The following is a 26338-nucleotide window of genomic DNA, read 5'->3' as shown; positions in this document are numbered from 1 at the left end:
AGGTAAGAGGTATGAGGTCAGAGGTATGAGCCCTGAAAGTCAGGCGAAAACTCGTCAGGATTTGCGGCTTCGAACGCGACAGTTCGCAATCCGGATCATTAACCTTGTATCGAAATTGCCGAAATCTGGCCCCAGCAAAGTAATTGCCTCGCAGATACTTCGTTCAAGCACTTCTGTGGGCGCCAACTATGCCGAAGCATACAGGTCGCGTTCCAAAGCTGACTACGTTAACAAGCATCAGATGTGCCTCCAGGAATTGGAAGAAACGTTGTATTGGCTGGATCTGATCACCGACTTGCAGCTAATTAAGCCGTCCCTATTAGGACCGCTAAAACAGGAAGCGGATGAGTTGATTGCGATCTTTGTGGCAATACTAAAAACAGCACGATCGAGCGCCTAAGTTCCGGGTTCATACGTCTTACCTCTTTTCTCTTACCTATTCCGAAATAAACTCAAAGCCACAACGCGAATGCTAAGCCCCCTCGACTGGTCCATCATCATAGGTTACAACATCCTCAGCTTGCTCGTGGGCATCGCCATGACTCGGCGTGCGCACAAGTCTACCGAAGAATATTTCTTGGCGGGACGGGCGCTGCCGTGGTGGATTGCCGGGACCTCGATGGTGGCCACGAGCTTTAGCTGCGATACGCCGCTCTATGTGACCAAGCTCGTGCGCACGATGGGGATATACGAGAATTGGCAGTGGTGGTGTTTCGGAATTGGCTCGCTGTTCTCGGCCTTCTTTTTGGCTCCGCTATGGAGAAGAGCGAAGGTTTTAACGGATGTTGAGCTAACCGAATTGCGTTACGGCCACACAAAGATCACACGTGGCCTCAGAGGATTTCGTGCCTTGTGGCTCGCGCTGCCGATCAATGTCATTGCAATGGGCTGGGTATTTTTGGCTTTGGCGAAAATCATGAATGCCGCCATCGGTTGGGACAAGGTTGAAACCATCGCGCTGTTTGCCGGGCTGGCCTTCATCTATACGATGCTCTCGGGATTGTGGGGCGTCGCCTTGACGGACATGGTGCAATACATTCTTGCCCAAATTGGGGCTATTGCTTTTGCGATCTTTGCCGTCAAAGAAGTCGGCGGCCTCTCCATATTACATAAGACACTGATCGAGCGCGGCGAAGCGGCGAAACTTGCGATGATGCCCGACCCCGGCACAGCGGCGATGGCCTCGGCGGACTGGTGGACGCCAGCGTTTCTGGGATTCTTGGTTTACACAGGCATCACGTGGTGGGCCAATGTCAATAGCGACGGCGGCGGGAAAATCATTCAGCGGCAAAATGCCTGCAAAAATGAGCAGCACGCGTTTTTGGCGACGTTGTGGTATAGTTTGACAAATTTGGCCTTTCGCACGTGGCCGTGGGTGATCGTCGCGCTCTGCACGTTGATCATCTATCCCGTCGTCGACGATCCCGAGATGGCCTATCCAAACCTGATGATGAAAGTCATGCCGTCGGGTTGGCTGGGTGTGATGGTCGCGTCACTCTTGGCCGCGTTCATGAGCACGGTCTCCACACAACTCAATTGGGGCGCGAGCTATCTGGTTCACGATTTTTACAGACATTTCTTAGTCAAAGACAAAGACGAAAAGCACTATTTGCGCGCCGGTAAATATGCCACGGTACTCGTATTGATTGCGGCAGGACTCGCGGCCTACTACACGTCCAGCGTCACCGAAGCCTTCAAATTCGTGATCGCCTTCGGCGCAGGCACCGGGCCGGTGTATATTCTCAGATGGTTCTGGTGGCGCATCAACGCATGGAGCGAAATTGCCGCGATGGCCGCTTCGAGCGTCATCACCGTGGCGCTGTTCAGCGCGGGGCCGATGTATTTCGGATTGAAACTCTTGATCATCACCTTTGGCTCGATGGCGATTTGGCTATCCGCGACCTTCCTGACCAAGCCCGCGCCGATGGGGCAACTAATCGAGTTCTACCGCCGCACCTCGCCCCCGGGATTTTGGGCACCGGTAGCCGAGCACTGCCGCAAACACGGCTTGACTCTTCCCAAAACACAATCCCTAAAGACTCCCGCTCGCGGCTTCGCGTGGGGCTTCCTCTTCGTATTTGGATTGACCCTCGGATTAGGCTATCTTCTGATGCTAAACAACCTCTGGGCGGCGGTCTGGTTCGTGCTGATGGTCGTAGGCTTCTGGGGGCTAAAGAGAGATGGGTATTTGAGGACGAGTTGAGACATGCGCTCCGCTTGTATCATAGTTGCCGTGGTTTTGGGGCTGATTGGGGCAGCATGTACGGACACGCAGCCACGATCTTATCGATCGCTGTCTTCTGCGGAGATTTCTGCGCGGAAGAGTGAATACGCCGTCCGAGGGAAGATGTGGAAGGCGGACTATGTGGAAGGCGAGGAGATGTATGTGCGAATGTATATCGAGACGCTGGTCGACTCGCCCTCGACAAAACTGAGCTGGCAAAATACAGATCGCCACCTGATTCACTTAGAAAAATCCGACGGGGGGTTGTTTAATCTTTTGGCGCCGAGTTTGAGCGTGATGCGAAGGCTCCCGCATGATGCAACGGACTCAATGTGTTTTATACCGAGCGGCGGGGTGTACGAATTGAAGTGGGGACACCTTGGCGCACCGCTCGTCGAAGAAAATAGATTTCCTCCATATGACGGGGAACACTCCTTCAATGAGTCGACGCACTCAATGGTTGGTCTTTTGCCCGGGAAGTACCGAGGGTATTTCGATCTTGGAGTGACTTCAAATTGGTTTGAGTTTGAGGTTCAGCGGGCGACAGAACAAGATGACGATAACCGTTTGCTATTCGCGCGATATAATTCACTGCGAGACACGACCAATCGCAAGATTTTTGCATGGCGCGCGCTCAAGCATTTTGAAGGGCTAAGCAAAGATACTCCGATGCGCTGCGAAGGGTTGATCGATGGACTGGTGTTTTTGGGTCCAGGTTCTCACAAGAAGAAGGAGACACAACCTCAGATGTTTTCTGTTGAGGACTCTACGAATTTGATTAGTGTGTTGAGAACGATCGCTGATGATTGTCCCTGTCATACCCGGAGAAGCACTGCGTCGATTTACGGTGCGTTGACGAATCTGATGCAGCAAAACAGACCGGGATGAAGTGGAGTATACGCTTTGGGTGCATATATTCTTGAAATCAACGATCCAACACTTCTTGAAGAGTTTCAACTCAATCTGAGATACCGAACTCCGACGCTGAATGTCTATGGGCCGGACGCGAAATTATGACAGATCTCCTTTCACCTACACGTAAGCAGGTCGCAGACTGGGCGCGGCTGTCGCAGAAAAAATTTCGCCGCGAATCGGGATTGTTCCTGATCGAGGGCGAAGTCTGCGTGCGCGAGGCGCTGGCCGCCGAGGCCGTGGATTGCTTACTATTACAGAGCACGGAGGCCTCGCGCTGGGAATTTCTCGCGTACGAATTCCCCAAAATTCTGAGCTACCAACTCAACACGGACGTTTTTCGCCGCGTGTCGCAAGTCGAGGCCACGCAAGGCATCGCCGCCGTCGGCAAACAGTTCAAACTTCCCGCGCGCAAGTCGGGCGTCACGCTGTTGTGCGAACAGGTCAGCGATCCCGGCAACTGCGGCGCGCTGCTTCGCGTCGCGGATTTCTTCGGCGCGTCGGAGTTGATTCTTGGCCCCGGCTCGGCGGACGTGTGGAACGAAAAAGTCGTGCGCGGCTCGATGGGCTCGATCTTTCATCAACCCGTCCGCGAGGTGGGTGATATCCACCGATTTGTTTTAGATTGGAAAGGTGATTCAATTGCACTCGCCGCTCATGAAGGCGTGAGCGTAAGTGAGTCCTTTGCATCTCCAAAACTTTTGGTGCTCGGCAACGAGTCACGCGGCATCTCAGCAGAACTCGAATCCGCCTGCAAACACAAAGTCACCCTGAAACCCAAAGGCAACGCCGAGAGTTTGAACTTAGTGACCGCCGCCGCAGTCTTCTGCTACGCGCTGAGCTGATTGCGCCGAGCGGGGATTAAGTGCGTCAGCACGGTTCCCCGCCGGAATCCGGGTTCATACCTCTTACCTCATTTCTCATACCTATTCCGATTTCTGACTTTTAACTTCTGACTTCTAACTTGAAAATCTCCATCGGTCTCCTCTGGAACGAACCTGAAATTCGCGGCTCACTAAAGGGCCGTTACCGCGCACAATGTTTCACCGACTGCAATCGCTGGCTGGACTTGCCAGATGCCGTCGGCGACTTCAAAGTCATCGCGCATAATACTCCCGTGCCCGAATTGTCGTGGGCGGTGCGCTTGGGCGAGTGCTTCTCGCAAGAGAGCGCGAACAACCAGCTCAGCAAAATCGAACACTCCGAATTGCTCGAACACGCCGACGTCCTCGAAGCCGGAAAGGTTTGGCAAAGCGCGCAAGGCCAACTCGACAATCGAGTGTGGTGGCCGATAGTCAAACTTGAGAGCCGCGAACAAGCGTCCGAAGTCATCCAAAAACTCCGCACGTCGCATCCGATCGGCCTGACGCTCGTGCGCCTGACACGCCCGGAGATGAAAACGCGGTTCTCGCTCATCATCGGCGATTTTCAAAGCTATGTCGTGCGTGTGAAATTTATCTCGTCGTCGCACAACGCAACGTTTACTTTGCAAAATGTACCGATTGGCAGAGGCTTTCACTGGGAACGCCGCGAACCGTTGACCTACAGAGGAGAACTCGAAATCTTCGCGACACCGGACGGTGGCCTAAGCGCTGCCAACCGCTTGCCGCTCGAACAATATGTCGAAACGGCCGTGGGTTCGGAGATGCGACACGACTTGCCGGAGGCCTTTTCACAAGCGCAAGCCGTCGCCGCGCGCTCAACTGTCTTGGCGACTGCGAACCGTCATCACTACAGTGACGGGTTCGATCTGTGTCACGACGATCATTGTCAATGCTATCAAGGCACCATCCGCGAAGCCAACGCAGTAATTGAGCCTATTCGGGCGACAAGCGGGCAAGTGTTGCTTCATGTTCCCCCTCGCTTCAGCGGGGGGGATAGGGGGGGTAGAGTCGCCGACGCGCGCTACGCAAAGTCCTGCGGCGGAGTGAGCGACCATTTCAACGAAGTGTGGGGAGAAGAAGAGCCCGGCTATTTCGCCGTCAGGTCATGCGGAGATTTCGAATTTCCTGATTTGAGCGACGAACAGAACGCCGCTCATTTTCTGAACAACCCTCCACAAGCCTTTTGCAATCCGGAACGCTATCCGTATCCCAAACCGTGGGACGAAGATTCGCTCTTTCGCTGGACGAAAGAATATGACCGCGCACTGCTTGGTGAGTTGCTGAAAAAGAAAACTGGAATCGACATTGGCGCGATCAAAGAGCTGAAAGCAAAACATCGCAGTCCGTCGGGACGCATCACGATTCTTGACGTCATCGGCGAATCGGGCGCAACAACTCTCTTTGGAGAACTCGAGATCCGTCGCGCTCTGTCCGAATCGCATCTGCCGTCATCTTACTTTATCGTGCAAGTCTCTGATAATTTGATTACATTGTCGGGAGGAGGCTGGGGGCACGGCGTCGGCTTGTGCCAATTGGGCGCGGTCGCGATGGCCAAAGATGGCTGGACGCTCGAACAAATCCTCGCCCACTACTATCCGAACACGACTTTGGAAACCTTATGATAGACGTCTCGACACTCTTCTTTTTGATGGCCGCGGTCATTGGGCTGGGCTTTTTGGGCGCGTGGCTTTTTAAGCTCACCCGCGTGCCCGAAGTCATGCTCCTGATCGGCGCCGGTGTCGCGCTGCGCGAGTTTTTTCACTTGGATAACGAACTTGTGCTCGGCGTCGCTCCGTATTTCGGAGCCTTCGCACTGATCGTCATCATGTTCGAAGGCGGACTTCACTTGGATTTTCAGCATCTGCTTGCGCACTGGCGAAAATCCATGGCACTCTTGGTCTTCGTGTTCCTGTTGTCGTTTGGCGCGATTACGGCGCTGGCCTACTACATGTTCGAACATCCGTTGCTGAACGCCGCTCTGCTCGGCTCGGCCTTGGCCTGTACCAGCGCCGCGATTGTAGTACCGCTCGTGCGGCAGGTTCGCATGAACAAATCCGTGCAGACGATTCTCGAGTTGGAGAGTTCGCTCTCCGACGCCATCGCGGTGTTGATCACTGTGACGCTGCTCAATATTTTTACGACGGGACACAGCGAGGGCTCAATCGGCGTGTTGATCGTGGCTTCTTTGACCGGCGCGCTGTGGATCGGTCCGTTGTCCGCGCTGATTTGGGGCTACATCATGTCCAAAATCTCCGATCAGCCGCTGATTTATCTTGCCACGTTCGCTGCGATGCTGGTGGTCTACGCCTCGTGCGAGGCCGTTCACAGCTCCGGTGTGTTCGGTGTATTCTTGTTCGGGCTGTTGTTGTCCAACGGACCGCGGATGCTGCGGAAATTCTGGCCGGGCAAAGAAGGCCGCGAGGAGTTACGCGACTGGATGGGCACGAACGTAAAAGGTTTTCATGCCGAATTGACCTTTCTCGTGCGCACGTTCTTTTTCGTCTTTTTGGGTTTGTTGTTCGACTTCCGGGCGATCACCGTCAAAAACATGCTCGAATCCGTGGCAATCTATTGCGTGTTGGTCATCGCACGCTGGATTGCAGTCAGTTGGATCAAGGTCGGCGAGAACAAAGAAGAACAGGACCGCACGACTCGCGCGCTGTTTTTGTTCATGCCGCGCGGGTTGGCCTCGGCAGTGCTCGCGACCATACCCTTGCAATACGGAATCCACGTCAGCGCGGATTTCATTACAGTGACGATCTGCATCGTCTTCTTGACAAACCTCGCCATAACCACGGGAGTTCGCTGGGTGGAAAAGGGCTCTCTGCCCGCTCCGCCGCTCGCGAAAGGATAGGCGAGGCAGGGCCAAGAGGTTACCATGCCAGGTAATAGCACAAAGATTGACCATAGCATCACGGCGTACGCCGCCGCAATGTTAAAACCACGTGTGAAGCGGGTCGGAAAACAGGCGAAACGCGCCGTAAAACGTCCCGACGATCCCGAGAATGTCCATCAAACTCGCGTCGCCACGCGGAGGCTGCGCACGGTCTTTCGCGGCTTTAAGCGTGTGTTGCCGCCCGAGTCGCGCATGTGGAACAAAGAAATGCGATCTGTGACAAAAACTCTTGGCGATGCACGCGATCTCGACGTACAGATTCTCTTTCTGGATAGCCTGATTCACGATCAGCGCAAAGTTGCTGTGCGCGATGGCTTAATGTTGCTCCGTGAAGAACGCGAACACAACAGGGCGAAAGCTCAAAAGCGCGTCGATAAAGCCATAGCCTCGCTCAAAGCGACGAGTGTTTTGAACGACATGGAAAAGTGGTGCAAGGCTCACGCTCAAGACCTTCCCGATCCGCCGTCGCGAACGCTGAAACTGTTTGCCTTTGAACAGATCGGGTTGGCACTTGATGAAGTCTATGCCTTCGAGAAATCGCTGCCCGACCCGAAGAAGGTCGGCGAGCATCATGCGTTGCGCATTGCCATAAAACACTTCCGCTATTCGCTCGAACTGTTCGGCCCACTGTTTCGAGATGGACTGACAGCATGGATAGAAAAAGCGAAATACGCGCAGGACTCACTTGGAATTCTGCATGATTTGGACGTCTGGATCGAGAAGCTGCCGGGAGAATTACTGAAGACACTTTCCAGAGACGGCCAAAGCGACATAGAGCTGCCTCGCCCGGCCGAGCAGGGCACAAAGTGGCTTCTGACCTATTGCCGCACGCAGCGCCGGGACACACACGCACAATTCGTGGTCTGGTGGAAAGACAACGCCGACGAGCAGCACCGCAGAGGGTTGCGCCGAACGCTCGGAGACTCAATCGTAGAAAACAGAACTTCCAACTCATGATAGATACCCACTGCCACCTCTACTTCGAACAATTTTCCGCTGACTTAGAGGAGGTGTTGCTGCGTGCGCGGGAAGCCGGAGTCGATCGCGCGATCACGATTGCGATTGACCGCGAAACGGGAGAGCAATGTCTCGAGATTGTGAATCGTTTTCCCGGTCAAGTCTTTTGCGCACTCGGAATTCACCCCAGTGAAACGGACAAAACCACCGAAGAAGACTTAGATTGGGTCGAAGCAGCCGTGGGTGATCCGGCCGTTGTCGCGGTCGGGGAAATCGGCTTAGATATTTACCGCGGTGAAACGAACATCAAAGAGCAAGAAGTGCTTTTTGAGCGCCTGCTTGAACTTGCGCGCAGAGTCGATCTGCCGGTCGTGATCCACCACCGCGCGGCCGGACTGCGAACGGTTGAGATAATTGAATCGGCAGGTAATCACAAAGGTGTTTTTCACTGCTTCTCTGAAGATTACGACTACGCGAAGCGCGTGCTCGATGCAGGATTTATGATTTCTTTCACGGGCAACATAACCTACAAAAACTCCAAACTGCCCGAACTTGCGGCCAAGCTCCCGCTGGACCGCCTTATGCTGGAGACGGACGCTCCATTTATGGCTCCGGTCCCCCACCGGGGCCGGCGAGCGGAACCGGCTCACGTGCGGGATATAGCACTTAAGTTATCGGAAACACATAACATATCCCTCGCCGAAATAGACAGAATCACGACGGAAACGGCCCAGCGGCTATTCTTCTCAGACGGGAGGGTCAGACTAACCTCCGAGAGGTAGAAAATTGCCGTCAGAGGAGGCACAAAGCATTAGAGACCCGCGAAGGTCAGTTGGTTGATGACATTATCACAAAGTGCGCTATAGATAAGTAGCGCATATTTTTTGCAAATACATAGATTTAAGTAATAATAAGAGACTTTCAATCATATTTCACTAACAGTCTCAAAACTTTAGATTTCTCATCAGAATCCTTGACTTGGTAGGGCCGTGAAAGTATATTTACCACAGTTACAGGAAGCGAAATGTGCCGAGGGATATTTGTGTCCCTGCGTCACAGAAAATTTAACCATTTAGAGAGGTGTGGGATGAAGAAAATGCGACTTGTTTTGATTCTGTCGATGGCATTTATGCTGGCAAGCAATGCCCTCGCGTTGGAATCCGCTACGTTGGCATTCGATGAAACGAATCAGAAAATGCACCTGATCATTGGCGACTCCAGCCCGTTCAACGCGGTGGTGTCCTTTATTCACCTTCCGGCGGCATGCGGCCTTCCGCAGCGCTGGGATGAATCCACGGGTCAGTATGTGGACGGTATCGTGGCTGAAAACACGGACTTCCACTGGTGCGAATTGGATATGTATGTTGGCGATCTGGCAATCGGCACCCCCGTTCAGGTGGCTGCTGAAGTCCAGGTTTGGAGCCTTGACTGGAGCACCCTTGAGTACACTCAGCCTGTCTCCGATTGGAATGAATTCCAAACGACTGACGGCTCGACTCTTGAGTATTTGAATGACGGTTGCACCCCGGTGCTTCCGACCTCGATTCCGATTAACTCGGCCTTTTGCGCGACACTGTGCCACGGCACGTACGTAATCCCCATTGAATGCGAAAGCCCCGAGCACACCCCCAACACGCTGGAAATCACGGTCACGAACCGTTGCGATCCGGCTGAAGGTTCCCACTGCAACAACCCGGACTGCCCGGGCGTCGACTGGGGCCTGTTCAATTGGAACATCCGCGTGCTTCCGAATTGCTTGCTGTACTTGACGCTGTCCTATTGCGGCGTTGATCCCGGCTGCGTTTGCATTTGGCGCTCGGACTTCATTCTGCCCGTCGAAATCAGCGGCTTCACCGCCGTTGCCGGCGATGGCAAAGTCAACCTGAACTGGAGCACGTCGTCGGAAAGCGATCTTCGCAACTTCCGCGTGACCCGTTCGACCGAACGCGAAGGCGTTTATGCTGAAATGGCTCGTTTCGATGCGTCGAACAACGCCAGCGGCAACAACTACAGCTGGACCGACGAAAATGTCGCGAACGGCACCACTTACTACTACAAGCTGCACGTCGAAGACGTGAACGGCAATCTCTCCGTGTACAACATCGGTGGACAGACCGTCGTGGCAGAAGCCACTCCGGAAGCTGGCGCCGGCGTTGTGGATCATTGCGAACTGGCTCAGAACTACCCGAACCCGTTCAACTCGCAAACCAGCTTCAGCTTCTCGCTGCCCCTCGCGGACAACGTGACTTTGAAGGTCTATGACATGCTGGGTCGCGAAGTTGCCACGGTGGTCGACGGTGCGATGAACGCCGGAACGCACACTGTGAACTGGTCGGCTGAAGGCCTCGCCACGGGTGTCTATATGTACACCCTGAAGGCTGGCAACTTCAGCGAGTCGAAGAAGCTGTTGTATCTCAAGTAAGATACACAGTTGAGTGGCTTACCTCGATTGGATGACAAACAAAACCACGGAGATTGACCGCATGAAGAAGATATTTGCAATGATGATGGTGGCTGTCTTGGCCTTAGCTCTGCCCCTTGCGGTGCAGGCTCAGCCCTGCACGCCAACCTTCAACGGACAGCCTTTTACGCCGTCGACCGAACTGCACCTTGGCGAATCTGCCTGTATCAGTCTGTGCCAGTTCAGCTTCGTCGCCTTTGCGTTGGTTGGTGCCGATTTGGATGAGGCGGGCGTTCCCGTCCTCCTGACCGCGGCTGGCTGCAGCCCGGCGAACAGCAACTGTGATGAACAGTGCACCCCGATGGATCCTCCGACCGTATTTACTCTGGGGGGTGGTTTCTACTTCCCGGATCCGACCGCGTTCGGTGGTTACAGCGACTGCGTTGAGATCATTTACCGTCACAACCATGACGGCGTTTGGGAAATCGAAATTTTCAGTTTGTGTGAAGGTTGCTTCTGCTTGACCTTCGAAGATCAGTTGGCTGCCGAAGTGTCGAACTTCGACGCGGTCGCCGGCGATGCGCAGGTGACTCTAAACTTCCGTACTGCCAGCGAGTCTGATCTTGACCACTTCAACGTCCTCCGTGACGGCATGAAGCAAGCTGAAATCGCCGCGACCAACAGTGCGTCCGGCCATGACTATAGCTGGGTGGATAACAACGTCGTCAACGGCGTGAGCTATACCTACTCACTGGAATCCGTCGACGTGAACGGTCACGTTGAAGTTTTGGCCGCGACGAACGCGACGCCGAACGGCTCGCCGTCCGTGGTTGCCCAGTTTGCGCTGGATCAGAACTTCCCGAACCCGTTCAACCCCGAGACGAACATCAACTTCGAGTTGGCTGAAGCGACCAATGTTAGCCTCCGTGTGTTCAACCTCCTTGGTCAAGAGGTCGCCACGTTGGTGAGTGGTCCGCAAGCCGCCGGACGTCACACCGTGACGTTCGATGCTTCCAACCTGACGAGCGGCATGTATGTCTATCGTCTGGAAGCCGGCGAGTTCAGCGCAACCCGCAAGATGGTTCTGATGAAGTAAGTTTCCGCCTCTCTTGGAAATAGAAAGCCCCCCGGCTCGCCGGGGGGCTTTTGTTTTGGTCAGTTGCGAAAGCTACCAGATGTAGAATCTAAGTCGAACCCCGAACATCTTGTTCAGGACGTTCGACAAAATGGGCAGAAGCGAAGGAAGAAACCCCAAGAGCTTATATGGCCACGGGGCAACGGCAATCGCTATCGTCAACACCGTATTCACCAGCGCCGACGTTCCGGCTCTTTCGATGATAATTTTGCGCTGTGTCTCGTTCCTTGCCACCAGCAGCAGCTTCCAGGCTTCTGCCAACGCTTTCCACAGGTTGAATAGTGGAACAAGGATAAGTAGCCACCACCAGTCCATCATGGCCTATTGCAGGTTGTCTCGCTGGATTTCCACAGATTCAATTGCCATATTTAAGGGTAGGGTCATCAGAATCCGGATAATGTGCTCGTTAAGCCGGGTGCCGGAGCCGACAATCTTGACACCCGTACGGCTCCAGATATCTTCTGCGAGGATCATGCCTTCCACAAGATCCGACAGCCGCACGCGCCGCGTCTCGGCACCCGCGTTCAGTGGTGACGTCGCCAGCGTGGCATAGTTTTCGACCAGTCCGACGAGCATCGGATCATACAGAGAACCACGGCCGCGGCCAAGAATGTGAATCACTTCTTCGCGGCCTTTAGTTCCGGTATCCGAAATCATCTGGAATGCTCCCGCGACGCGCAGTATCCGCGAACCGAGTGGAATCTGATGCGATGCAAGTCCCATAGCTCCGGAGCCGTCGAAGTTCTCAAGATGATGTTCCACGATTTTCGCCGCGGCAATGAACAACGGGAATTGCTGCAGCACACGCGAACCAAGCATCGGATAGCGGTCATACATGGATTGCTCGTCCTGTGTGCGTTGTTCACGCGGAGTGAACAATATCTTGTCCGGCAAGCCAAGTTTTCCGATCTCCCGCATCCGCGCGGCAAGTTGAAGCGTATTCAATTCTTCGCCGCCCATTCCGAGATGGGAACCGATCCACAAACATGCTTGCACGACGCGTTCCGCGCGGTCCCGGTAATCCGGCATGCGCAGCGCGAGCAAATGTTCCATCATTTGTGCGAAGTTATCCGCTGAGTGCTTAAGCCACGTGCCCAGACCGTTCGCACCGTGTCCCGGCGGCAGCGAACACAGCGTCGCTGGACTTCCTAAGAGCGAAATAATCGAACGCAAGTCTCCCAGCGCAATCGTCACACTTACGTCGCAGATTAATCGCTCATTGGGTCCCGTGCCGAGTCCCAGCACCGGAAGCATCAGCGTGGCCATACGGTCAAGCGCGATGTGTGCGTCATGATCCATCGGCGGGCCGATCACAATCGCTGACGCGTCGAATTGTTTGATGGACAAATCAGGCTCGTGTCCGCGGCGAATCACGCGCACTTCAGCGGCCTGCTCGAGGATCGGAGGTGCGCTGCGTTCGTCCGGATGCAGCAAGTACACGACTCGTGATCTGTAATTCGAGCCCATCAGTCGTTCTTCCCCGTCGCGAAAAGAGTGACACGGTTGCGCTTCGGTTTCGTCTCAGGCGGAGTCGCCGGAATCTCAGAATCCTCAATCCCCGCAAAATTTAGTTTGCCCAACGCGATGTCCATACCTTGGCTGGAAACCAGCAGCATGGAGATTCTGCGGTTGCGCGGATCAAGCGGATCATCGAAACGCGGACGGCGGTCGGCAAAGCCACGCACCATCAGCACTTGATCATCCGGTAAGCCGCCCTCTTCCAAAACGTTTCGTGCTTGATTGGCACGTTGTGTAGAAAGTTCCCAGTTCGTCATGCCGCTCACGCTTCGATAGGGCGTTGCGTCTGTGTGACCTTCGACGATAATCTTGTACGGAAGTTTTTTGTATTCATTCGCGAGTGCTGCAAGCGCCGCCCGCAGTTTCGGAGTCATTTCTGCGCTGCCGGATTCGAAGAGCGGGTCATGCTCTCCTTCATTGATTTCGAGCCGGAGTCCCTCTTGCGTGACTTCGATTGAAATCTGATCTTTAAGCTCTCTTAGGGCTTCGCTCTGTTCGATCACTTCTTCCAGTCGGTCCGCTTCGCTCTCCAGTACGGGATCAGGCATGGAATAGCGTTCCATAACCGTCGGCAGCTTAATCATGGACTTGTTGCTGCTGCTGATCGACTCCGAAGGTCCCGCGCCGAGCAGTGCTTTGCCCGTCGGATCGCGAAAATAGCCGCCGATACCGCGCTTCACGTCTTCCGATTGGCCGAGAATCCACAGCACGATGAAGAGTGCCATCATCGCGGTCACGAAATCAGCAAAAGCGACCTTCCACGCACCACCGTGGTGGCCGTGTCCGTGCCCCTTCTTAACGATACGTATAATAGGTGGATCGTTGTGCTCAGCCATGATTTCCCCCGCAAGGGCTTAGCCCTTGTTCTTGGCCTCTTTCAGAAGTTTCTCGGTCTCTTCAAAGCTCGGCCGGTCGGAATGGAAAATAGCGCGGCGTGCGAATTCAACCGACACCGACGGCGCCATGCCTTTGGCAAAAGCGGAGATTCCTGCTTTGATGACGTGCAGCAGCCGCGCGTCGTTGCGGTTGCGCGCTTCGAGGTTTGATGCCATCGGCGAAAAGAAACCATACGCGAAGAGCACACCCATAAACGTGCCTACAAGCGCGGCGGCCACATGGTGACCGACTTCGGCCGGATCACCGTCGATGTGACCCATCGTGATGATAATACCCAAAACGGCCGCCACAATTCCCAAACCCGGGAGCGCGTCGGCGACTTTCGAAATCACACCTGCCGTGATTCCGGCTTCTTCGTGATGAGAGTCAATTTCCGCATCCATCAACATTTCGATTTCGTGCGGCGGCACTGACCCGGCCAGAAACAGCTTGATTGTATCACAGATGTACGCCATCGCTCCGTGGTCATGCAGGAGTTTGGGATACTTCTGGAATATCTTGCTCTGTTCCGGGTCATTAACGTGAGATTCCAAAGCGATGATGCCGTCTTTGCGGGCCATCTGAAACAGCTCGTTGAGCAACAACAGCGTTTGGACGTAGTGATCTTTCGACGGACCGGATTTTCCGGCCATGATTCCGATAATGTCGGAAACCAACGCTTTGAGTGTCGCGATGGGGACGGAAATCAACAAGCCACCTATTGCAGCGCCGAAAATCACGATGACTTCCGAAGGCTGAACCAATACGGCCAGATCGCCCCCTGCCATTATGAATCCACCGATTACGCCGCCCAGAACGACTAAAATTCCAACTATTGCCATAGCGTGTTCAGTAGTGACTTTAAATCAATTTTCATTTATGAATACTTGCCCGGTCAGGACAATCGCAACTGGTGTGCCCCTAACTGCTAATGCCCCGCGCAAAAAAGTAAGACGCTGTCTCCAATGAATGTCCCCAATGCAAATCATGTGCTCTACACGGGTCATCTTTCGTTTCTCGAAGCGAGCATGGTCGAGTACGTGCGCGGACGGAAAGCGAACGATCCCTTGGGCGAGCTGTGGGTCATCGTTCCCAATCAACTGACCCGCTTGCACCTGCGGCGTTTGCTGGCGCGAAGATTAGACATAGTCGCCAACATTCGTTTCATGACGGTCACCGACCTGATGCATGTCTTGGCTGAGCCGGTTGTTCTGCAGGAAGGTTGGAAGACGTTAGGTGAGTCAGTGGTCGATCCGCTGTTTGCGGAAATCATTGCCAAACACAAAGACCGGCTAAAATACCTCGCGCCGGTCGCGGACAGCGCGGGTTTCCGCCGCGCGCTCTTGCGTGTGCGGCAAGAACTTATTTACCACCGCATTCAGCCGGATGCACTGATGCGTGTGCAAGTCTCCGGGCAGGAACGCGCCGCAAAAATCAGCGACCTCGTTTTGCTTCTCAATGCAATCGCGTCGAAATTAGACAAGCTGAAATTGCATGACGCGGCGAAACTTCAAACTCTCGCCTTCCAAGCCTTGTCGCAGGCTCCGCCGCTCGATCTGCCTGTGTGTTTCTATGCTTTGTATGAGCTGGATCCGCTTACGTTGTCCGTGATTGAAAAGCTCCGCCACGCGGACGATATGTCAGTCTTTCTCCCGTGCGTACCCGAAAGCAAAGCCTACGATCTCACGTCACCGTTGCGCATGTGGTATCTCGACCGCGGTTTCGAAGAAGTGTTTGAAGAATCTCCCGCGGCACAATACCGTCCGGTTCGAGTTGTTTCCGCTCCGCACGACACCGCGGTTGCCGCGGAAATTGTCCGCGATGTTTTTCACGACGCGCGCGTGCAAAAAGGCGAAGCGGTCGTGTTGCTGCCGAACAGCACAATGGCATTGACGGACGTTCTCGAAAGCCGCTGTCGCAGTGCGGGGCTCACTCCCTACATCTATCAAGCGCGTACGCTTGCCGAAACACCTGCTGGCCGTGGATTTGGCGCACTTGCAAAAATGCTGAACGCCGAGTTTTCACTCGGTCAAGTGAAAGCCTTTCTCGCAAGCGCGCCTTTTGTCGAATCCATCGCGCCGCTCGCGGGCGGTTGGATCAGATTCGCCGAAGAGTCACTAATTATCGCGGGCGAAGATGAATGGCGTCACCGCACGGATCAAAAACTGGCCCAGCTTGCCCGCCGCTTGGAGCGCCGCGCCGAAGAACTGGACCCGGACGACCTCTCGCTTTCCGTGCTGCGGCGGCAGATAGCGAGTGGTACGGCGCTTCAAGACTTTACACGAAACCTGTTCGAAACGATTCACGCCGCGCGAAACGCGAGCGGTTGGGAGGAGGGAGTTCGCACTCTTTGGGAGTATTACACCGGCACAATTGTCTTAAGTGAAGAATTTGCCGACTTGACACTGCAGCTCGATCAAGCGTCGCTGCTCGACAGTTCTGACACGCCGTTTTCTTCGTCAGGTTTGCAAGAATTTATTCTTGCGACACTCGAAACTCCCGGACAGAGGATCGGCTCTTTTGCGAACGGAACTCCGGTCGTCTCGCCCCGCGAGCAAAGCGTCGGCGTGTCCTTTCCACATGTCTTTCTTCCGGGCTTCAATGAAGGCACGCTGCCCCACGCGCAGCGGCAAGACCCGCTTCTCTTAGACGGAGACAGGGAGGCAATAAACCGCGAACTCGGAACGGAGCTCCCCTTAGCGCAAAATTGGCAAAATCGAGAACGCTTTCTGCTTGAAATGCAATTGCGTGCGGCGACGGAGTCGATTTCTATATATGCGTCCCGCGCGGACGCGGAGGGCCGTCCGCAGTTGCTCTCGCCGTACGTTTCTGATTTGCTCGAAATCCAGAGAGACGAGTCACCGCTATCACTTCCCCTCGAAAAGATTATAGAACACGCTCCCAACCGCATCGTACCGGCTCATCCGCTTGAGTCAAGTTCGCCGGATCGTGCTCTTTCGCGCAGCGAATACCATCGCTTCGCACTGGGAACGGCGCTTAAGACAAGCGGCTCCGTTTTGTCCTATCTGATGGAAGAGGAGTTATTCCGCGCAGCGATCGAACTCGAATCCAGTCGCTTTAGGTCGTCACGTTTTACAAAGTTCGATGGAAGAATCGAAAATCCGCGCGTACTCGAACAGATTGCGGCGAACTTTGATCCAGCGAGCGCAGTGGATGCCAGCACTCTCGAGAACTATTGGAAATGTCCGTTTCGGTTCGTCGCAACCCGTGAATGGGAAGCCTACTCTCCTGAAGAGCAAAATCCCTTGAATCCGCTGACCGCTCTCGATCGCGGCACGCTGCTTCACAACATTCTTCAAAGCTATCACGGCGCGCAAACCGGCAAGCCCATCACGAGCGAACATTACACGTGGGACGCTCTGCACAAAACAGCCCTCGCCGAGATAGACAAATTTTCCCGTCGCACGCCGCTTGGCCCGAAGTATGCTGCAGACAAATTGAAACGCGATGTCTTGTCGCTGCTCACACTATACTACGAATACGAAATCGACCATGGGTCGTGGCGTACGCGGTTCGTCGAAGCGCGCTTTGGTTTCGGCGACGGCGCCTATCCCGATCCGGTGCAGTTCGAGTCGCATGACAGTCGCTTTATTCGCTTCCGCGGGCGCGTGGATCGCTGGGACAGTGACGACAGCGGCACGCGAATTCGCATAACCGATTACAAAACGGGCAGCGAACCGAAGGAAAAATCACGTGCGTATTCGCGCCGGCTGCAACTGGCAATCTATCACCACGTGGTCAAAAAGTATCTCAAAGATGCGTCGGTGGACGCACGCTATTTCTACCTCAAATCAGGAACCGACAGCGAGCAGGCGGATGAAGTGTCGCGGCAGCGGGAACTCGAAGAGTGCGTCAACCTGCTGAGTGACATGCGCGCAGGAATCTTTGTTCCGGATCCATCGCCTGATGATTCCGCGGTCTGCATGAACTGCTCGGTAAAACTTGCGTGCGGGGCACAGAGGCACGCAGGCAAGCAGCTAACGGAGGGAAATGTTTCAGGTTTGAAAACAACCCGTTCAACGAGCGAAGACGAAAGCGAGGACGGCAATGAGTGACTCAGAAGCGCGCGACGTTGCCGTAACGGAATTCAAAAAAACACTTCTCGTCGAAGCCGGCGCAGGCACGGGTAAAACGACGCTGCTCGTGCGCCGTATCTGTGCGCTGATTGAAAGCGGTGTGAAGGTCGAACGCATTGCGGCGGTCACATTCACGGTAAAAGCGGCGGGCGAATTGAAAGAACGCCTTCGTCTCGAACTGAAGAAAAGCGACACGCCGCAGGCATCCGAAGCTCTGCAGTTTCTTGACCGCATGGCAGTCGGCACTATCCATAGTCTCGCCGCCGAGTTTTTACGTACGCTTCCGATTGAAGCGCAGTTGCCTCCCGAGTTTATTCCGTTGGATGAACTGCAACAAGCGTCCGCATCGCGCGATTTTCGTACGGAATGGTTGTCACAAATGCTAAATCGTGCAACGCCGCGAGCCTTTGAACTCGCTGAGCGGCTTGGGATTGATTTATTGGGCACGGGTGATAAAAGTCTTGCCGGATTGTTCAATTCGCTTGTGGCGTCCGCGATCGATCTGCAGTGTCTTTCCACGACGACAGTCGGCGAAACGCTTTCGTCCGCTTGCGCAATTTTGCAGTCACAAATCAGGGCGCTTGCTGGGCGCGCGGAACTCTGCACCGATAAGTCGGACAAACTGTATGCTGGGATCATAGCGGTTGTGCAGTGGAGCGCTTCGCAGCCCGCCGATGTGCTCTCAGAAGCGGGCATAGAATGGCTCACGAAGTTCAAGAAACCGTCCTACGGTTCTGCGAAAAACTGGGGCGGAAAAGAAGAGCTTACAGGCACAAAAGAACTGGTTGCCGAAATTGTAGAACAGAAGGGTCTTGTCGCCGGCCTGCTCACCAGCATGGTCTGCAATGAAATTGTGGAGTGGATCAAACCCGCCGTTTCGGAGTTTCGCAGCACTCTGCGCGCACGTGGTGCCATAAGTTTTGACGATCAACTTTTGTTGTGTCGAAATATGCTGCGCGACTCGAAGATTGCGCGTGATTTCTTCAAGAGTCGTTTCGACCATATTCACATCGACGAATTTCAAGACACGGATCCTGTTCAAGTCGAGATTCTCTACTTCTTGAGCGAGCAAAAACGTGCGCACGCAAAAAGTTGGATGGAAGTATCTCTCGAACCCGGCAAACTCTTCGTCGTCGGCGATCCGAAACAATCAATCTACGGCTTTCGCGGAGCGGATCTCCGCATCTACAAGAACGTCGCTCAACGCATTGAAGCCGACAAGGACAATTGCGCAAAACTCTCCATCGTCCAAAATTTCCGCAGCTTTCCTGCTATTCTCGAAGAAGTGAACAAAGTGTTTGCTCCGGTCATGCTGGGGCAATCCGAATTTGAAGCGGCATACGAACCGCTTAAACCGAAAGACGGTGCCGAAGATGATTCGTGCGCAGTCGAGCTTTTAATACCGCCGTCTTCTTACAGCCGCGAAGGCGCGAGTGCAAAACAGTTGGCGGCACACGAAGCCGGGGCCATCGCCGGACACATTCAGACTCTAAAGGCAACCGAGAGAGACTTCGATCTTTCGAAAGTCGCCGTTTTAATGCTCAGCGGGACGAATGCGGCGTCGCTCGTAAATTCCTTTGGCGTGCATGGAATTCCGTTTGTAAGTTTCTTGAACAGCGCCTACGCTAGCCGTGTCGAAGTCGAAGCCGTGCTCACGATGCTGCATGCGCTCGCCAATCCTCAGCATACGACCGCGGTAATTGGAGTTCTTCGATCACCGTGGTTTGCAGTCAGTGACGACGAAATATTTGAACACAAACTCTCGGGTCGAACGTTCGTCTACACGGATCCCCAGCCGGACGACTCGCGCGCGGGACAAGCCTTGAACTCGCTGCACAGGTGGCACAAAAGAAGCCGCGAAACGAGTGCTTCGTCTTTGCTTGACTTTCTATTCGATGAGTTCCCGATAGAAATCGTCTTCGGGCTTAAGTCGGAGGGCGTCCAGCGAGCGCAGAACCTGCAAGCACTGCCGGGAATCATCCGCAAACTTGAGACTGCCGGAAGCTCCTCGCTTGCCGATATCGCCGCGCGCTTGTCTGAAATGACAAGTTTCGTTCAAAGCACCGAGCTTGAGGCACGCGACGAAAATCGCAAGTCCGTACAAGTAATGACGCTTCATAAAGCGAAGGGGCTTGAGTTCGACTATGTGTATCTTTATTCCTTCTCTGATCACACGAAAAGCGACAGCGGATGGTTGGTGCACAAGGGGCTCGAAAACGGGGATCATCAAATCGCGCTGAAAGTTTCGGATGACTTCGCGACACAGAATTATGATTTTGTGAAGACCGCGAAAGCAAATGCTCGCGATGCCGAGCTTCAGCGCTTGCTCTACGTCGGCATGACCCGCGCGAAACGGAAACTCATTCTTCCTTTGGGTTGGAAGCGCAGCGGCAAAAAGGGCAATGTTCCCTATGTTCCGTCGGCACTTGCGCCGCGCTACCGGCTTGATGAAGCAAATCATATTGATCTGAGCGCGACAAAAGCGACAGCCACCGCCGCTGTTTTCTCTCCGGAGAGCAACTTTTTTCCGTACGCGACGCAGCTCCAAATTGAACAACGGGACGATGGTTCGTCGGCAGCGCAATTCCACCAATGGAAAGAAGTCCGCGCCGCGCGGCTTAAAGAACTTTCTGTCGAAAGTGCCGAAAAGAAGCAGGAGCAAGCCATCGCTTGGGAGCGGGTCCGCGCGCGTCGTGTCGGATCCTTCGTGCATGCCGTGCTCGAGCAATTGGCCAAAGGCAAGTCACAGGAACATGCCGAACGGCTCGCCCTGCGCACGCTCAGTCTTGATTCGGACGATTTGACCGAAGCCAGAACGATGATTGGCCGTGCGCGCAAATCGAATTTATTCAGCGTAGAACTTCCTGCTGCGCAGAAGATCTTCACGGAACTGCCCATCGTGCTTTCTCATGACAATATTCAAAGTGCAAACTTCGTGGACTTGGTGTTTCAATCTAACAACGGCGAGTGGATCATCTTGGACTACAAGACGGACGGTTTTCCCATCGAAGAACTTGAAAAACACAAAAGCGGCCATCGCGAACAGTTGATGCGGTATGCGGAGATGTTTGAACAGGCAACAAAAAAGAAACCCGCGGAGGTGCGGGTCTATTTTCTGCGGCACGATTTGATTGTGACGCTCTAAAAAAAGAGGCCGGTGCATACGCACCGGCCTCTGAGTTTCGTGAAGTTTTGTTACTTCATCAAGACCATCTTCATGACGTCGCTGCCGAACGAACCGGACAACTGCGCGAAGTATACGCCGGAAGTCAGGCCGCTCGCGTCAAACGAAAGCTCATGCACGCCGGCTTCGACGGTACCGTTGGCCAATTCAGTCACGATACGGCCTTGCACGTCGTATACGGTCAAGGTGATATCCGACGTCTCGGCCAGCGAGAAGCGGATATTGGTGCTCGGGTTGAACGGGTTGGGATAGTTGCCCAACAGCCCGAAAGTCTCAACCACCGGAGCGGTTTCGACGACGCCTTCGACATAGGCCGTGCCGTATTCTTGCACGCTGCCGTTCACGTCAAAGCCCTGCAGCATGTAATAGTAGCTGCCATTGCCGGCCGAATTATCCGTCACCGAGTAGTGGTGTTCCGAAGAAGTCGTTCCATTTCCGCCGACGACGCCAATGGTCATCCATTCGGTTTCTTCGCCAACTGCGCGGCGCGAAACTTCAAAGTGATCGTTGTCAGTTTCGGAAGCGGTGCTCCAATTGATGGAAACGCCTTCACCCACGCGGGTCGCCGTGAAAGAGCTCAACTCGACGCTGAACGGGAAGTCGCCGCAATAAATATTGAGGGTGTAAGCCGTGGTCGTGTCCTTACGGCTGTCCACAATAATCCAGATACCGTTGGAATCGTTGTCGTCAATCTCGTTGCCATTCTCAGAGGAGAACTCGAGCGTATGCGGATCCGAACCGAGGCACTTATTCGCGTCGCAATCTTCAAGTACGACCAAAATCAAGTCGTCACGATCCGTGTTCGGATTATCATTCCAGTCGAGGGTCACGACAAATGGGTTGCCGGGATTGTGAATGCGGTAGACGTGAGCCTTGCCGCGCCAGCGGTCATTAACTCCACCGGGCGTACAATACGGTCCGTCCCAACCGTCGCGATAACGTTCTACGTCGTCATGTCCAACGGTCACATTCGAATCAACGACAAAACCGCAATACACTTCGCCCGGATTGCACCAGGCATTTGCTTTTTGGGTCGTGAGGCCGAGCATCATCATCAAGGCCGCCGCAACAAACAGAATCTTCATCTTGTTCATGGTTTCTCCACAGTAGTTGGGCACATGGTATTCGTTTCGTATTACGCACACAATATACGTTGAGAGACCGCAACGGGACAAGGGGCAAAACGTTTCGAGATGGCTACATGATAAGACATAACATGTTAAGTATAGTTCTAACAACTAAATCCCTACCCTTAAGGGGTTACAACGGTACTGGTCCGCACTAAATAAGACTAAAGCGCGAGAATTTTGTCGCACTTCACTAAATTTAGTAGGGTCAGTAGTAAATTTAGTCCTCTCATTCTCTCACGGATTCGCAAAAAGAAAGCGGCCAGCAATAACTTAGCTGACCGCTTTCGAGTATTTTTGGGGAGTGATTTTAATTCGGCCCCAGCCGCATGATGTCGATTTTTGAATCCCAATGAACGGTCACCTGAGTGTTGAAGTGATCGTTACATATCACCGTTAGATCGTAGTCGGCCAGCAAATCGGCAGGATCAGGTGCCGCATAGACAAACGACCGCCAATTATCACCTGAAGGCGGCTTCAAATAGGGCTGCCCCAGCGGGTCTAAAAGTTGTGAAATAAGCCCACCCATATTTGAGGCGTCAGATTGTGGGAAATAGCCCCACTCCGCATCGTGCATCGCCATTGCCTTCCGCAGAACTTGAAGGTCGGAAATAGCTGCCCCCACATAAGCCCGGTTGTGGATCTTGAAAAACTCAGTCATCGTCACCATCGACAGAATTCCCATAATGACGACCACCAGAAGTAATTCAAGAGTTGTTACGCCGCGCTGATTCATTTTTATATCCCATTAGTGCTATCTGACGATAAAGCAACCAAAGGGCCAAATATTAATAACTATCTAACCAACTGTATGCAAAGAGGTTGAACGCATACCTGATACCAGAGCGAGTCAGATATGATGGCGGACTGCAACATTTCATGGAGTGGAAGTTGCAAGTCGGCACTTCACTTGCTATCTTCTTTGGGTCATGAATATTTCCTAACTATAAACTTCTAAACAATGTCACTTCAGAGATTCGATCTGGCAGTTTTAGGCAGTGGACCCGGCGGTCAGCGCGCAGCCATTGCCGCGGCTAAATCCGGCAAGACGGTCGCTATCATTGAAAGAATGCGCGAACTCGGCGGAGTCTGCGTCGCGACCGGAACAATCCCCTCTAAAACCATGCGTGAGGCCGCGATCCACCTATCCGGCATTCAGCAGCGCGCGTTCTACGGCGCAACCTTTCGCAACAAAGAGGTGATCACGGCGGACGACCTGCGCTATCGAACTCATTTCGTGATGACACGCGAATGGGAAGTGATACGATCGCAGTTGACCCGCAATCACGTCGAAATTTTCGTCGGCAACGGAAAGTTCAAGGACCCGCACACCTTGGTCGTTGACCATCACGGTGAAATCGCGGAAGTCTCAGCCGACAAGATCGTGATCGCGGTCGGCACGCGGCCCTACATGCCGCCGGGAGTGGAGCACGACGGCGAGACAATTCTGAACGCCGATTCGATCATCGACATAAAGACATTGCCGCGCACGATGACGTGTATCGGCGGCGGCGTGATTGGATTGGAATACGCGAGTATCTTTGCTGCGCTCGGAGTGCAAGTCACGGTTGTGGATTTGGCTAAGGAGCTTCTGAGCTTTGTCGATTCGGAAATCGTGGACGCGCTGGTTTATCAATTGCGCCAACTGAATGTCGTTTTCAGATTGGGCGAAAGAGTCGAGCAAGTCATCGTGGACAAGAGTGGATCGGAGCCGCACGCGGTAACCAAGCTCGCGTCCGGGAAGATCATTGTCAGCGACGTCGCGCTCTATTCGGCGGGACGGCAAGCGAATGCGGATTTGATAGACGCCGAAAAAGCCGGACTCGAAGTGGATAAGCGCGGCAAAATAAAAGTGAATTCGCGGCTGTGCACGAATGTCGAGCATATCTACGCGGTCGGCGACGTAATCGGTTTCCCCGCACTTGCCAGTACGTCGATGGAGCAAGGTCGGCTCGCGTCGCTCGAGGCTTTCGGTTTGCGCGACGACCGTCAAGTTCCCGATATCTATCCCTACGGAATTTACACCATACCGGAAATATCCACCGTGGGCGCGACCGAAGAGCTGCTGACGCAAGAATCGATTCCCTACGAAATCGGCGTCGCGCGCTATCGCGAAATAGCACGCGGACAAATTCTCGGTGATGAAACCGGAGTGGTAAAACTCTTAGTAGATCAACGAACTCGCCGCGTACTCGGAGTACACGCCATCGGCACCGGCGCGACGGAGTTGATCCACATCGGCCAAGCTGTGATCGCGCACAACGGCACGATTGACTATTTGATTCACGCGGTGTTCAACTATCCGACGCTCGCCGAATGCTACAAGACCGCCGCGCTCGACGCGCACAACCGTCTGGCCGCGCTCGGTTCAGTGAAAAAGGCTCCGCAGCGCGTATGATACACCCCTGCTACCTTCCTGCCTCCGGCAGGGGATAGCCGGCATCACTTCAAGAGCGAAGGCCGGAGGCCGACGGTAGTAAACAAGTTTCCTTGCGGCGTCACCCAGCGGGGGCCTCGGACTCAATCCCTCTTCCGACTTCATATTTACGACCAGAGCATCAACGCCCGCCGATTTCTCGGCGGGCGTTCCTGTTCATCGTATATCCTATCTAATCATCCAGTCCGTCTAAATCATCAATTCGCGCATGGTGCGTTCCACAGCAGGTTCCAGTGATCTTCGACGTCGCGTACGACTTTGCGCAGTTGTCCGGGGTCCATCGGCTTCAGAAAATAGCCGGTTACTCCGTGTGAAATCGTGTAGGCCAAATCCGACTCGGCCAAGTTGTCCGTCAAAATCACGACGGGAATCGTCATCAGCGTAGGATCCGTGCGAATCTCGTGCAGCACCTCGAACCCTTGCTGGCTGTCCATGTTAATGTCAAGCAAGATCAAGCCGGGTTTGCTCATTGAGTGGTCGGCATCGAACGGCCCGTACGCGGCCGCGTGGCGAAGATAGTGCATCGCTTCCAATTGCGATCTTGCCACGACCATGCGGTTGCTGAGTCTGGTCTCTGCAATCGCACCCTCCACCATTTCAATGGCCTCATCCCGGTCTTCGATCAGCAGTATGTCTATCGGCACCCGCTGCTCGGTCGCGTTCCATCCATTGTTATTCATCGCATCATCGCTTTTAAATCGTCCAGTCACGCTTTCCCTTATGGCAAAGGCAGGACCAGACCAAAAGAAAGTCGCCGCTCCGGGTCAACAGAGCGGCGACAGCCTAATGCGATTAAATGTTTAGAGAGATGACCCGACGATGTTCAACGGATCACTTATCGTAGCCGCGGCGCGCAACAGTCGTGTGAATTCAACAACTCGCTGTGCGCTCTCAACCTATAGCATCTACGCAATGCAAAACGCAATTGCGTTATCTTCACTCAAACTGCAACGAACAAGAAAATACTCAAATCAAATTTCAGTACGAAGCGTCAGCGCAATCGGTCCAGCGGCACGCTGGTCACACCGGTTTCGAGTGGTGCTTCGGTCTTACGTCCACCAGACCGATTTGATAAATCGTCGTGCGTTCCCAAGCGTGAAGTTTTCCGGCGGTGCGCATGAACCGTCTGAAATCCGCGGGTCGCCAATGATTAACGTGACCGGGATCTCCGCCGAGCTTAAACGTCACGGAAAACCACGTCAACGCACGGAAGATCGGCTCGTAGGGAACAGAAATTAAAAGCCAGTGTTCGGCCACACGGTCAAGTTCGGCTAAAGCCTTCTCGGGCTCAGGCAAGTGCTCCAAAACCTGCGAGCAGAAAACAACGTCAAACTGCTCGTCCTTAAAGGGAATGTCATACGCGCTGCCGACGTGCCAATCGGCTTCCGGCGATGCGATTTTTGCAAACTTTATGGCGTCGTCGCTGAAATCGAATCCCGTCCACTTACCCTTGTAGCCCCGCTCCTGCATCGCGCGAAAAACGATCCCCTCGCCGCACCCGGCATCAAGTACATTCTGCGCGCCTGTGAACTCGAGCAGTTTGTACATATGGTCGAGATAGAGTTCTAAGTGTTTTTGATAAAGACCGTTGTTGACTTCCCACTTGCGATGGTTGTCAGAAGTATATCCTTCGGGTCGACCTTTTCGAGCGTGTTCAATAACCGGCAATGCAATTCTCCTTATCTCTCAA

The 26338-nt window shown here is 54.0% G+C and carries 21 protein-coding genes; 13 read left to right on the top strand and 8 right to left on the bottom strand.

From position 1 onward, the window contains the following. Positions 1–25 precede the first annotated feature (25 nt). The 10 genes from H6507_08810 to H6507_08765 all read left to right on the top strand — a co-directional run bounded on the left by H6507_08810 (position 26) and on the right by H6507_08765 (position 11370). Positions 26–400: a four helix bundle protein gene (locus H6507_08810; GenBank protein MCB9369190.1), complete on the top strand. Its 375-nt coding sequence runs from the start codon at positions 26–28 to the stop codon at positions 398–400. A gap of 69 nt (positions 401–469) precedes the next feature. Next, positions 470–2203: a Na+:solute symporter gene (locus H6507_08805; GenBank protein MCB9369189.1), complete on the top strand. Its 1734-nt coding sequence runs from the start codon at positions 470–472 to the stop codon at positions 2201–2203. A gap of 3 nt (positions 2204–2206) precedes the next feature. Next, positions 2207–3112 (top strand): hypothetical protein, encoded by a 906-nt coding sequence (locus H6507_08800; protein MCB9369188.1) that lies wholly within the window; start codon positions 2207–2209, stop codon positions 3110–3112. 125 nt (positions 3113–3237) lie between these two features. Next, positions 3238–3981, top strand: a complete 744-nt coding sequence (locus H6507_08795) for an RNA methyltransferase (protein ID MCB9369187.1) — start codon at positions 3238–3240, stop codon at positions 3979–3981. Positions 3982–4100: 119 nt separating this feature from the next. Beyond that, on the top strand, positions 4101–5642 hold the full coding sequence (locus H6507_08790) for a SpoIID/LytB domain-containing protein (protein MCB9369186.1): 1542 nt from the start codon (positions 4101–4103) through the stop codon (positions 5640–5642). Beyond that, positions 5639–6874, top strand: a complete 1236-nt coding sequence (locus tag H6507_08785; protein MCB9369185.1) for a cation:proton antiporter — start codon at positions 5639–5641, stop codon at positions 6872–6874. The genes H6507_08790 and H6507_08785 overlap by 4 nt, the downstream gene beginning before the upstream one ends. Positions 6875–6898: 24 nt before the next feature. Next, complete coding sequence (locus tag H6507_08780) at positions 6899–7873, top strand: CHAD domain-containing protein (protein ID MCB9369184.1); 975 nt, start codon at positions 6899–6901, stop codon at positions 7871–7873. Next, a complete protein-coding gene (locus H6507_08775) occupies positions 7870–8655 on the top strand; it encodes a TatD family hydrolase (protein ID MCB9369183.1) in 786 nt (261 codons plus the stop codon). Before H6507_08780 ends, H6507_08775 begins: the two co-directional genes overlap by 4 nt. Before the next feature lie 305 nt (positions 8656–8960). After that, positions 8961–10295 carry a T9SS type A sorting domain-containing protein gene (locus H6507_08770; GenBank protein ID MCB9369182.1) on the top strand — a complete coding sequence of 445 codons (1335 nt, stop codon included), beginning with the start codon at positions 8961–8963 and terminating at the stop codon, positions 10293–10295. 31 nt (positions 10296–10326) lie between these two features. Continuing rightward, entirely contained in the window at positions 10327–11370 is a 1044-nt protein-coding gene (locus H6507_08765; GenBank protein ID MCB9369181.1) for a T9SS type A sorting domain-containing protein, read from the top strand. A gap of 72 nt (positions 11371–11442) precedes the next feature. On the opposite strand, the gene H6507_08760 is transcribed toward H6507_08765, so the two are convergent. From H6507_08760 to motA, 4 genes are read right to left on the bottom strand one after another with little or no spacing between them, the layout of a single operon-like run. Continuing rightward, entirely contained in the window at positions 11443–11727 is a 285-nt protein-coding gene (locus tag H6507_08760) for a hypothetical protein (protein ID MCB9369180.1), read from the bottom strand. 3 nt (positions 11728–11730) lie between these two features. After that, positions 11731–12876: a hypothetical protein gene (locus H6507_08755; protein ID MCB9369179.1), complete on the bottom strand. Its 1146-nt coding sequence runs from the start codon at positions 12874–12876 to the stop codon at positions 11731–11733. Continuing rightward, complete coding sequence (locus H6507_08750; protein MCB9369178.1) at positions 12876–13763, bottom strand: OmpA family protein; 888 nt, start codon at positions 13761–13763, stop codon at positions 12876–12878. The genes H6507_08755 and H6507_08750 overlap by 1 nt, the downstream gene beginning before the upstream one ends. An 18-nt stretch (positions 13764–13781) precedes the next feature. Continuing rightward, positions 13782–14645: a flagellar motor stator protein MotA gene (gene motA, locus H6507_08745; GenBank protein ID MCB9369177.1), complete on the bottom strand. Its 864-nt coding sequence runs from the start codon at positions 14643–14645 to the stop codon at positions 13782–13784. 123 nt (positions 14646–14768) lie between these two features. Here motA and H6507_08740 point away from each other — a divergent pair, with 123 nt between their 5' ends. Together H6507_08740 and H6507_08735 are read left to right on the top strand one after the other, a co-directional pair. Then, positions 14769–17879, top strand: a complete 3111-nt coding sequence (locus H6507_08740; GenBank protein MCB9369176.1) for a PD-(D/E)XK nuclease family protein — start codon at positions 14769–14771, stop codon at positions 17877–17879. Then, on the top strand, positions 17872–21045 hold the full coding sequence (locus H6507_08735; GenBank protein MCB9369175.1) for a UvrD-helicase domain-containing protein: 3174 nt from the start codon (positions 17872–17874) through the stop codon (positions 21043–21045). The genes H6507_08740 and H6507_08735 overlap by 8 nt, the downstream gene beginning before the upstream one ends. A 50-nt stretch (positions 21046–21095) precedes the next feature. On the opposite strand, the gene H6507_08730 is transcribed toward H6507_08735, so the two are convergent. Next, positions 21096–22178 (bottom strand): T9SS type A sorting domain-containing protein, encoded by a 1083-nt coding sequence (locus H6507_08730; protein MCB9369174.1) that lies wholly within the window; start codon positions 22176–22178, stop codon positions 21096–21098. Positions 22179–22521: 343 nt separating this feature from the next. After that, positions 22522–22947, bottom strand: a complete 426-nt coding sequence (locus H6507_08725) for a hypothetical protein (protein ID MCB9369173.1) — start codon at positions 22945–22947, stop codon at positions 22522–22524. Positions 22948–23172: 225 nt separating this feature from the next. Between H6507_08725 and sthA the strand changes: the two genes are divergently transcribed. Continuing rightward, positions 23173–24609, top strand: a complete 1437-nt coding sequence (gene sthA / locus H6507_08720; protein MCB9369172.1) for a Si-specific NAD(P)(+) transhydrogenase — start codon at positions 23173–23175, stop codon at positions 24607–24609. Between the two features lie 236 nt (positions 24610–24845). On the opposite strand, the gene H6507_08715 is transcribed toward sthA, so the two are convergent. Together H6507_08715 and H6507_08710 are read right to left on the bottom strand one after the other, a co-directional pair. Beyond that, on the bottom strand, positions 24846–25358 hold the full coding sequence (locus tag H6507_08715) for a response regulator (GenBank protein ID MCB9369171.1): 513 nt from the start codon (positions 25356–25358) through the stop codon (positions 24846–24848). A gap of 310 nt (positions 25359–25668) precedes the next feature. Beyond that, the gene (locus H6507_08710) at positions 25669–26316 is read right to left on the bottom strand and encodes a class I SAM-dependent methyltransferase (protein ID MCB9369170.1); all 648 of its coding nucleotides are present in this window, start codon (positions 26314–26316) and stop codon (positions 25669–25671) included. Between the last annotated feature and the right edge of the window lie 22 nt (positions 26317–26338).

The sequence above is a fragment of the Calditrichota bacterium genome (genome assembly GCA_020637445.1).
GTDB lineage: Bacteria > Electryoneota > RPQS01 > RPQS01 > RPQS01 > JABWCQ01.
Note: the sequence above shows the minus strand (reverse complement) of the source record. Positions and strands in the feature narration are given on the sequence as shown.

Bases quoted from the DNA above. Each gene is read 5' to 3' on its own strand.
- H6507_08805 (MCB9369189.1), top strand. From the start codon at position 470: ATGCTAAGCCCCCTCGACTGGTCCATCATCATAGGTTACAACATCCTC.
- H6507_08740 (MCB9369176.1), top strand. From the start codon at position 14,769: ATGAATGTCCCCAATGCAAATCATGTGCTCTACACGGGTCATCTTTCG.
- H6507_08775 (MCB9369183.1), top strand. From the start codon at position 7,870: ATGATAGATACCCACTGCCACCTCTACTTCGAACAATTTTCCGCTGAC.
- motA (MCB9369177.1), bottom strand. From the start codon at position 14,645: ATGGCAATAGTTGGAATTTTAGTCGTTCTGGGCGGCGTAATCGGTGGA.
- H6507_08785 (MCB9369185.1), top strand. From the start codon at position 5,639: ATGATAGACGTCTCGACACTCTTCTTTTTGATGGCCGCGGTCATTGGG.
- H6507_08800 (MCB9369188.1), top strand. From the start codon at position 2,207: ATGCGCTCCGCTTGTATCATAGTTGCCGTGGTTTTGGGGCTGATTGGG.
- H6507_08755 (MCB9369179.1), bottom strand. From the start codon at position 12,876: ATGGGCTCGAATTACAGATCACGAGTCGTGTACTTGCTGCATCCGGAC.
- H6507_08795 (MCB9369187.1), top strand. From the start codon at position 3,238: ATGACAGATCTCCTTTCACCTACACGTAAGCAGGTCGCAGACTGGGCG.
- H6507_08750 (MCB9369178.1), bottom strand. From the start codon at position 13,763: ATGGCTGAGCACAACGATCCACCTATTATACGTATCGTTAAGAAGGGG.
- H6507_08770 (MCB9369182.1), top strand. From the start codon at position 8,961: ATGAAGAAAATGCGACTTGTTTTGATTCTGTCGATGGCATTTATGCTG.
- sthA (MCB9369172.1), top strand. From the start codon at position 23,173: ATGTCACTTCAGAGATTCGATCTGGCAGTTTTAGGCAGTGGACCCGGC.
- H6507_08760 (MCB9369180.1), bottom strand. From the start codon at position 11,727: ATGATGGACTGGTGGTGGCTACTTATCCTTGTTCCACTATTCAACCTG.
- H6507_08810 (MCB9369190.1), top strand. From the start codon at position 26: ATGAGCCCTGAAAGTCAGGCGAAAACTCGTCAGGATTTGCGGCTTCGA.
- H6507_08735 (MCB9369175.1), top strand. From the start codon at position 17,872: ATGAGTGACTCAGAAGCGCGCGACGTTGCCGTAACGGAATTCAAAAAA.
- H6507_08725 (MCB9369173.1), bottom strand. From the start codon at position 22,947: ATGAATCAGCGCGGCGTAACAACTCTTGAATTACTTCTGGTGGTCGTC.
- H6507_08780 (MCB9369184.1), top strand. From the start codon at position 6,899: ATGCCAGGTAATAGCACAAAGATTGACCATAGCATCACGGCGTACGCC.
- H6507_08730 (MCB9369174.1), bottom strand. From the start codon at position 22,178: ATGAACAAGATGAAGATTCTGTTTGTTGCGGCGGCCTTGATGATGATG.
- H6507_08765 (MCB9369181.1), top strand. From the start codon at position 10,327: ATGACAAACAAAACCACGGAGATTGACCGCATGAAGAAGATATTTGCA.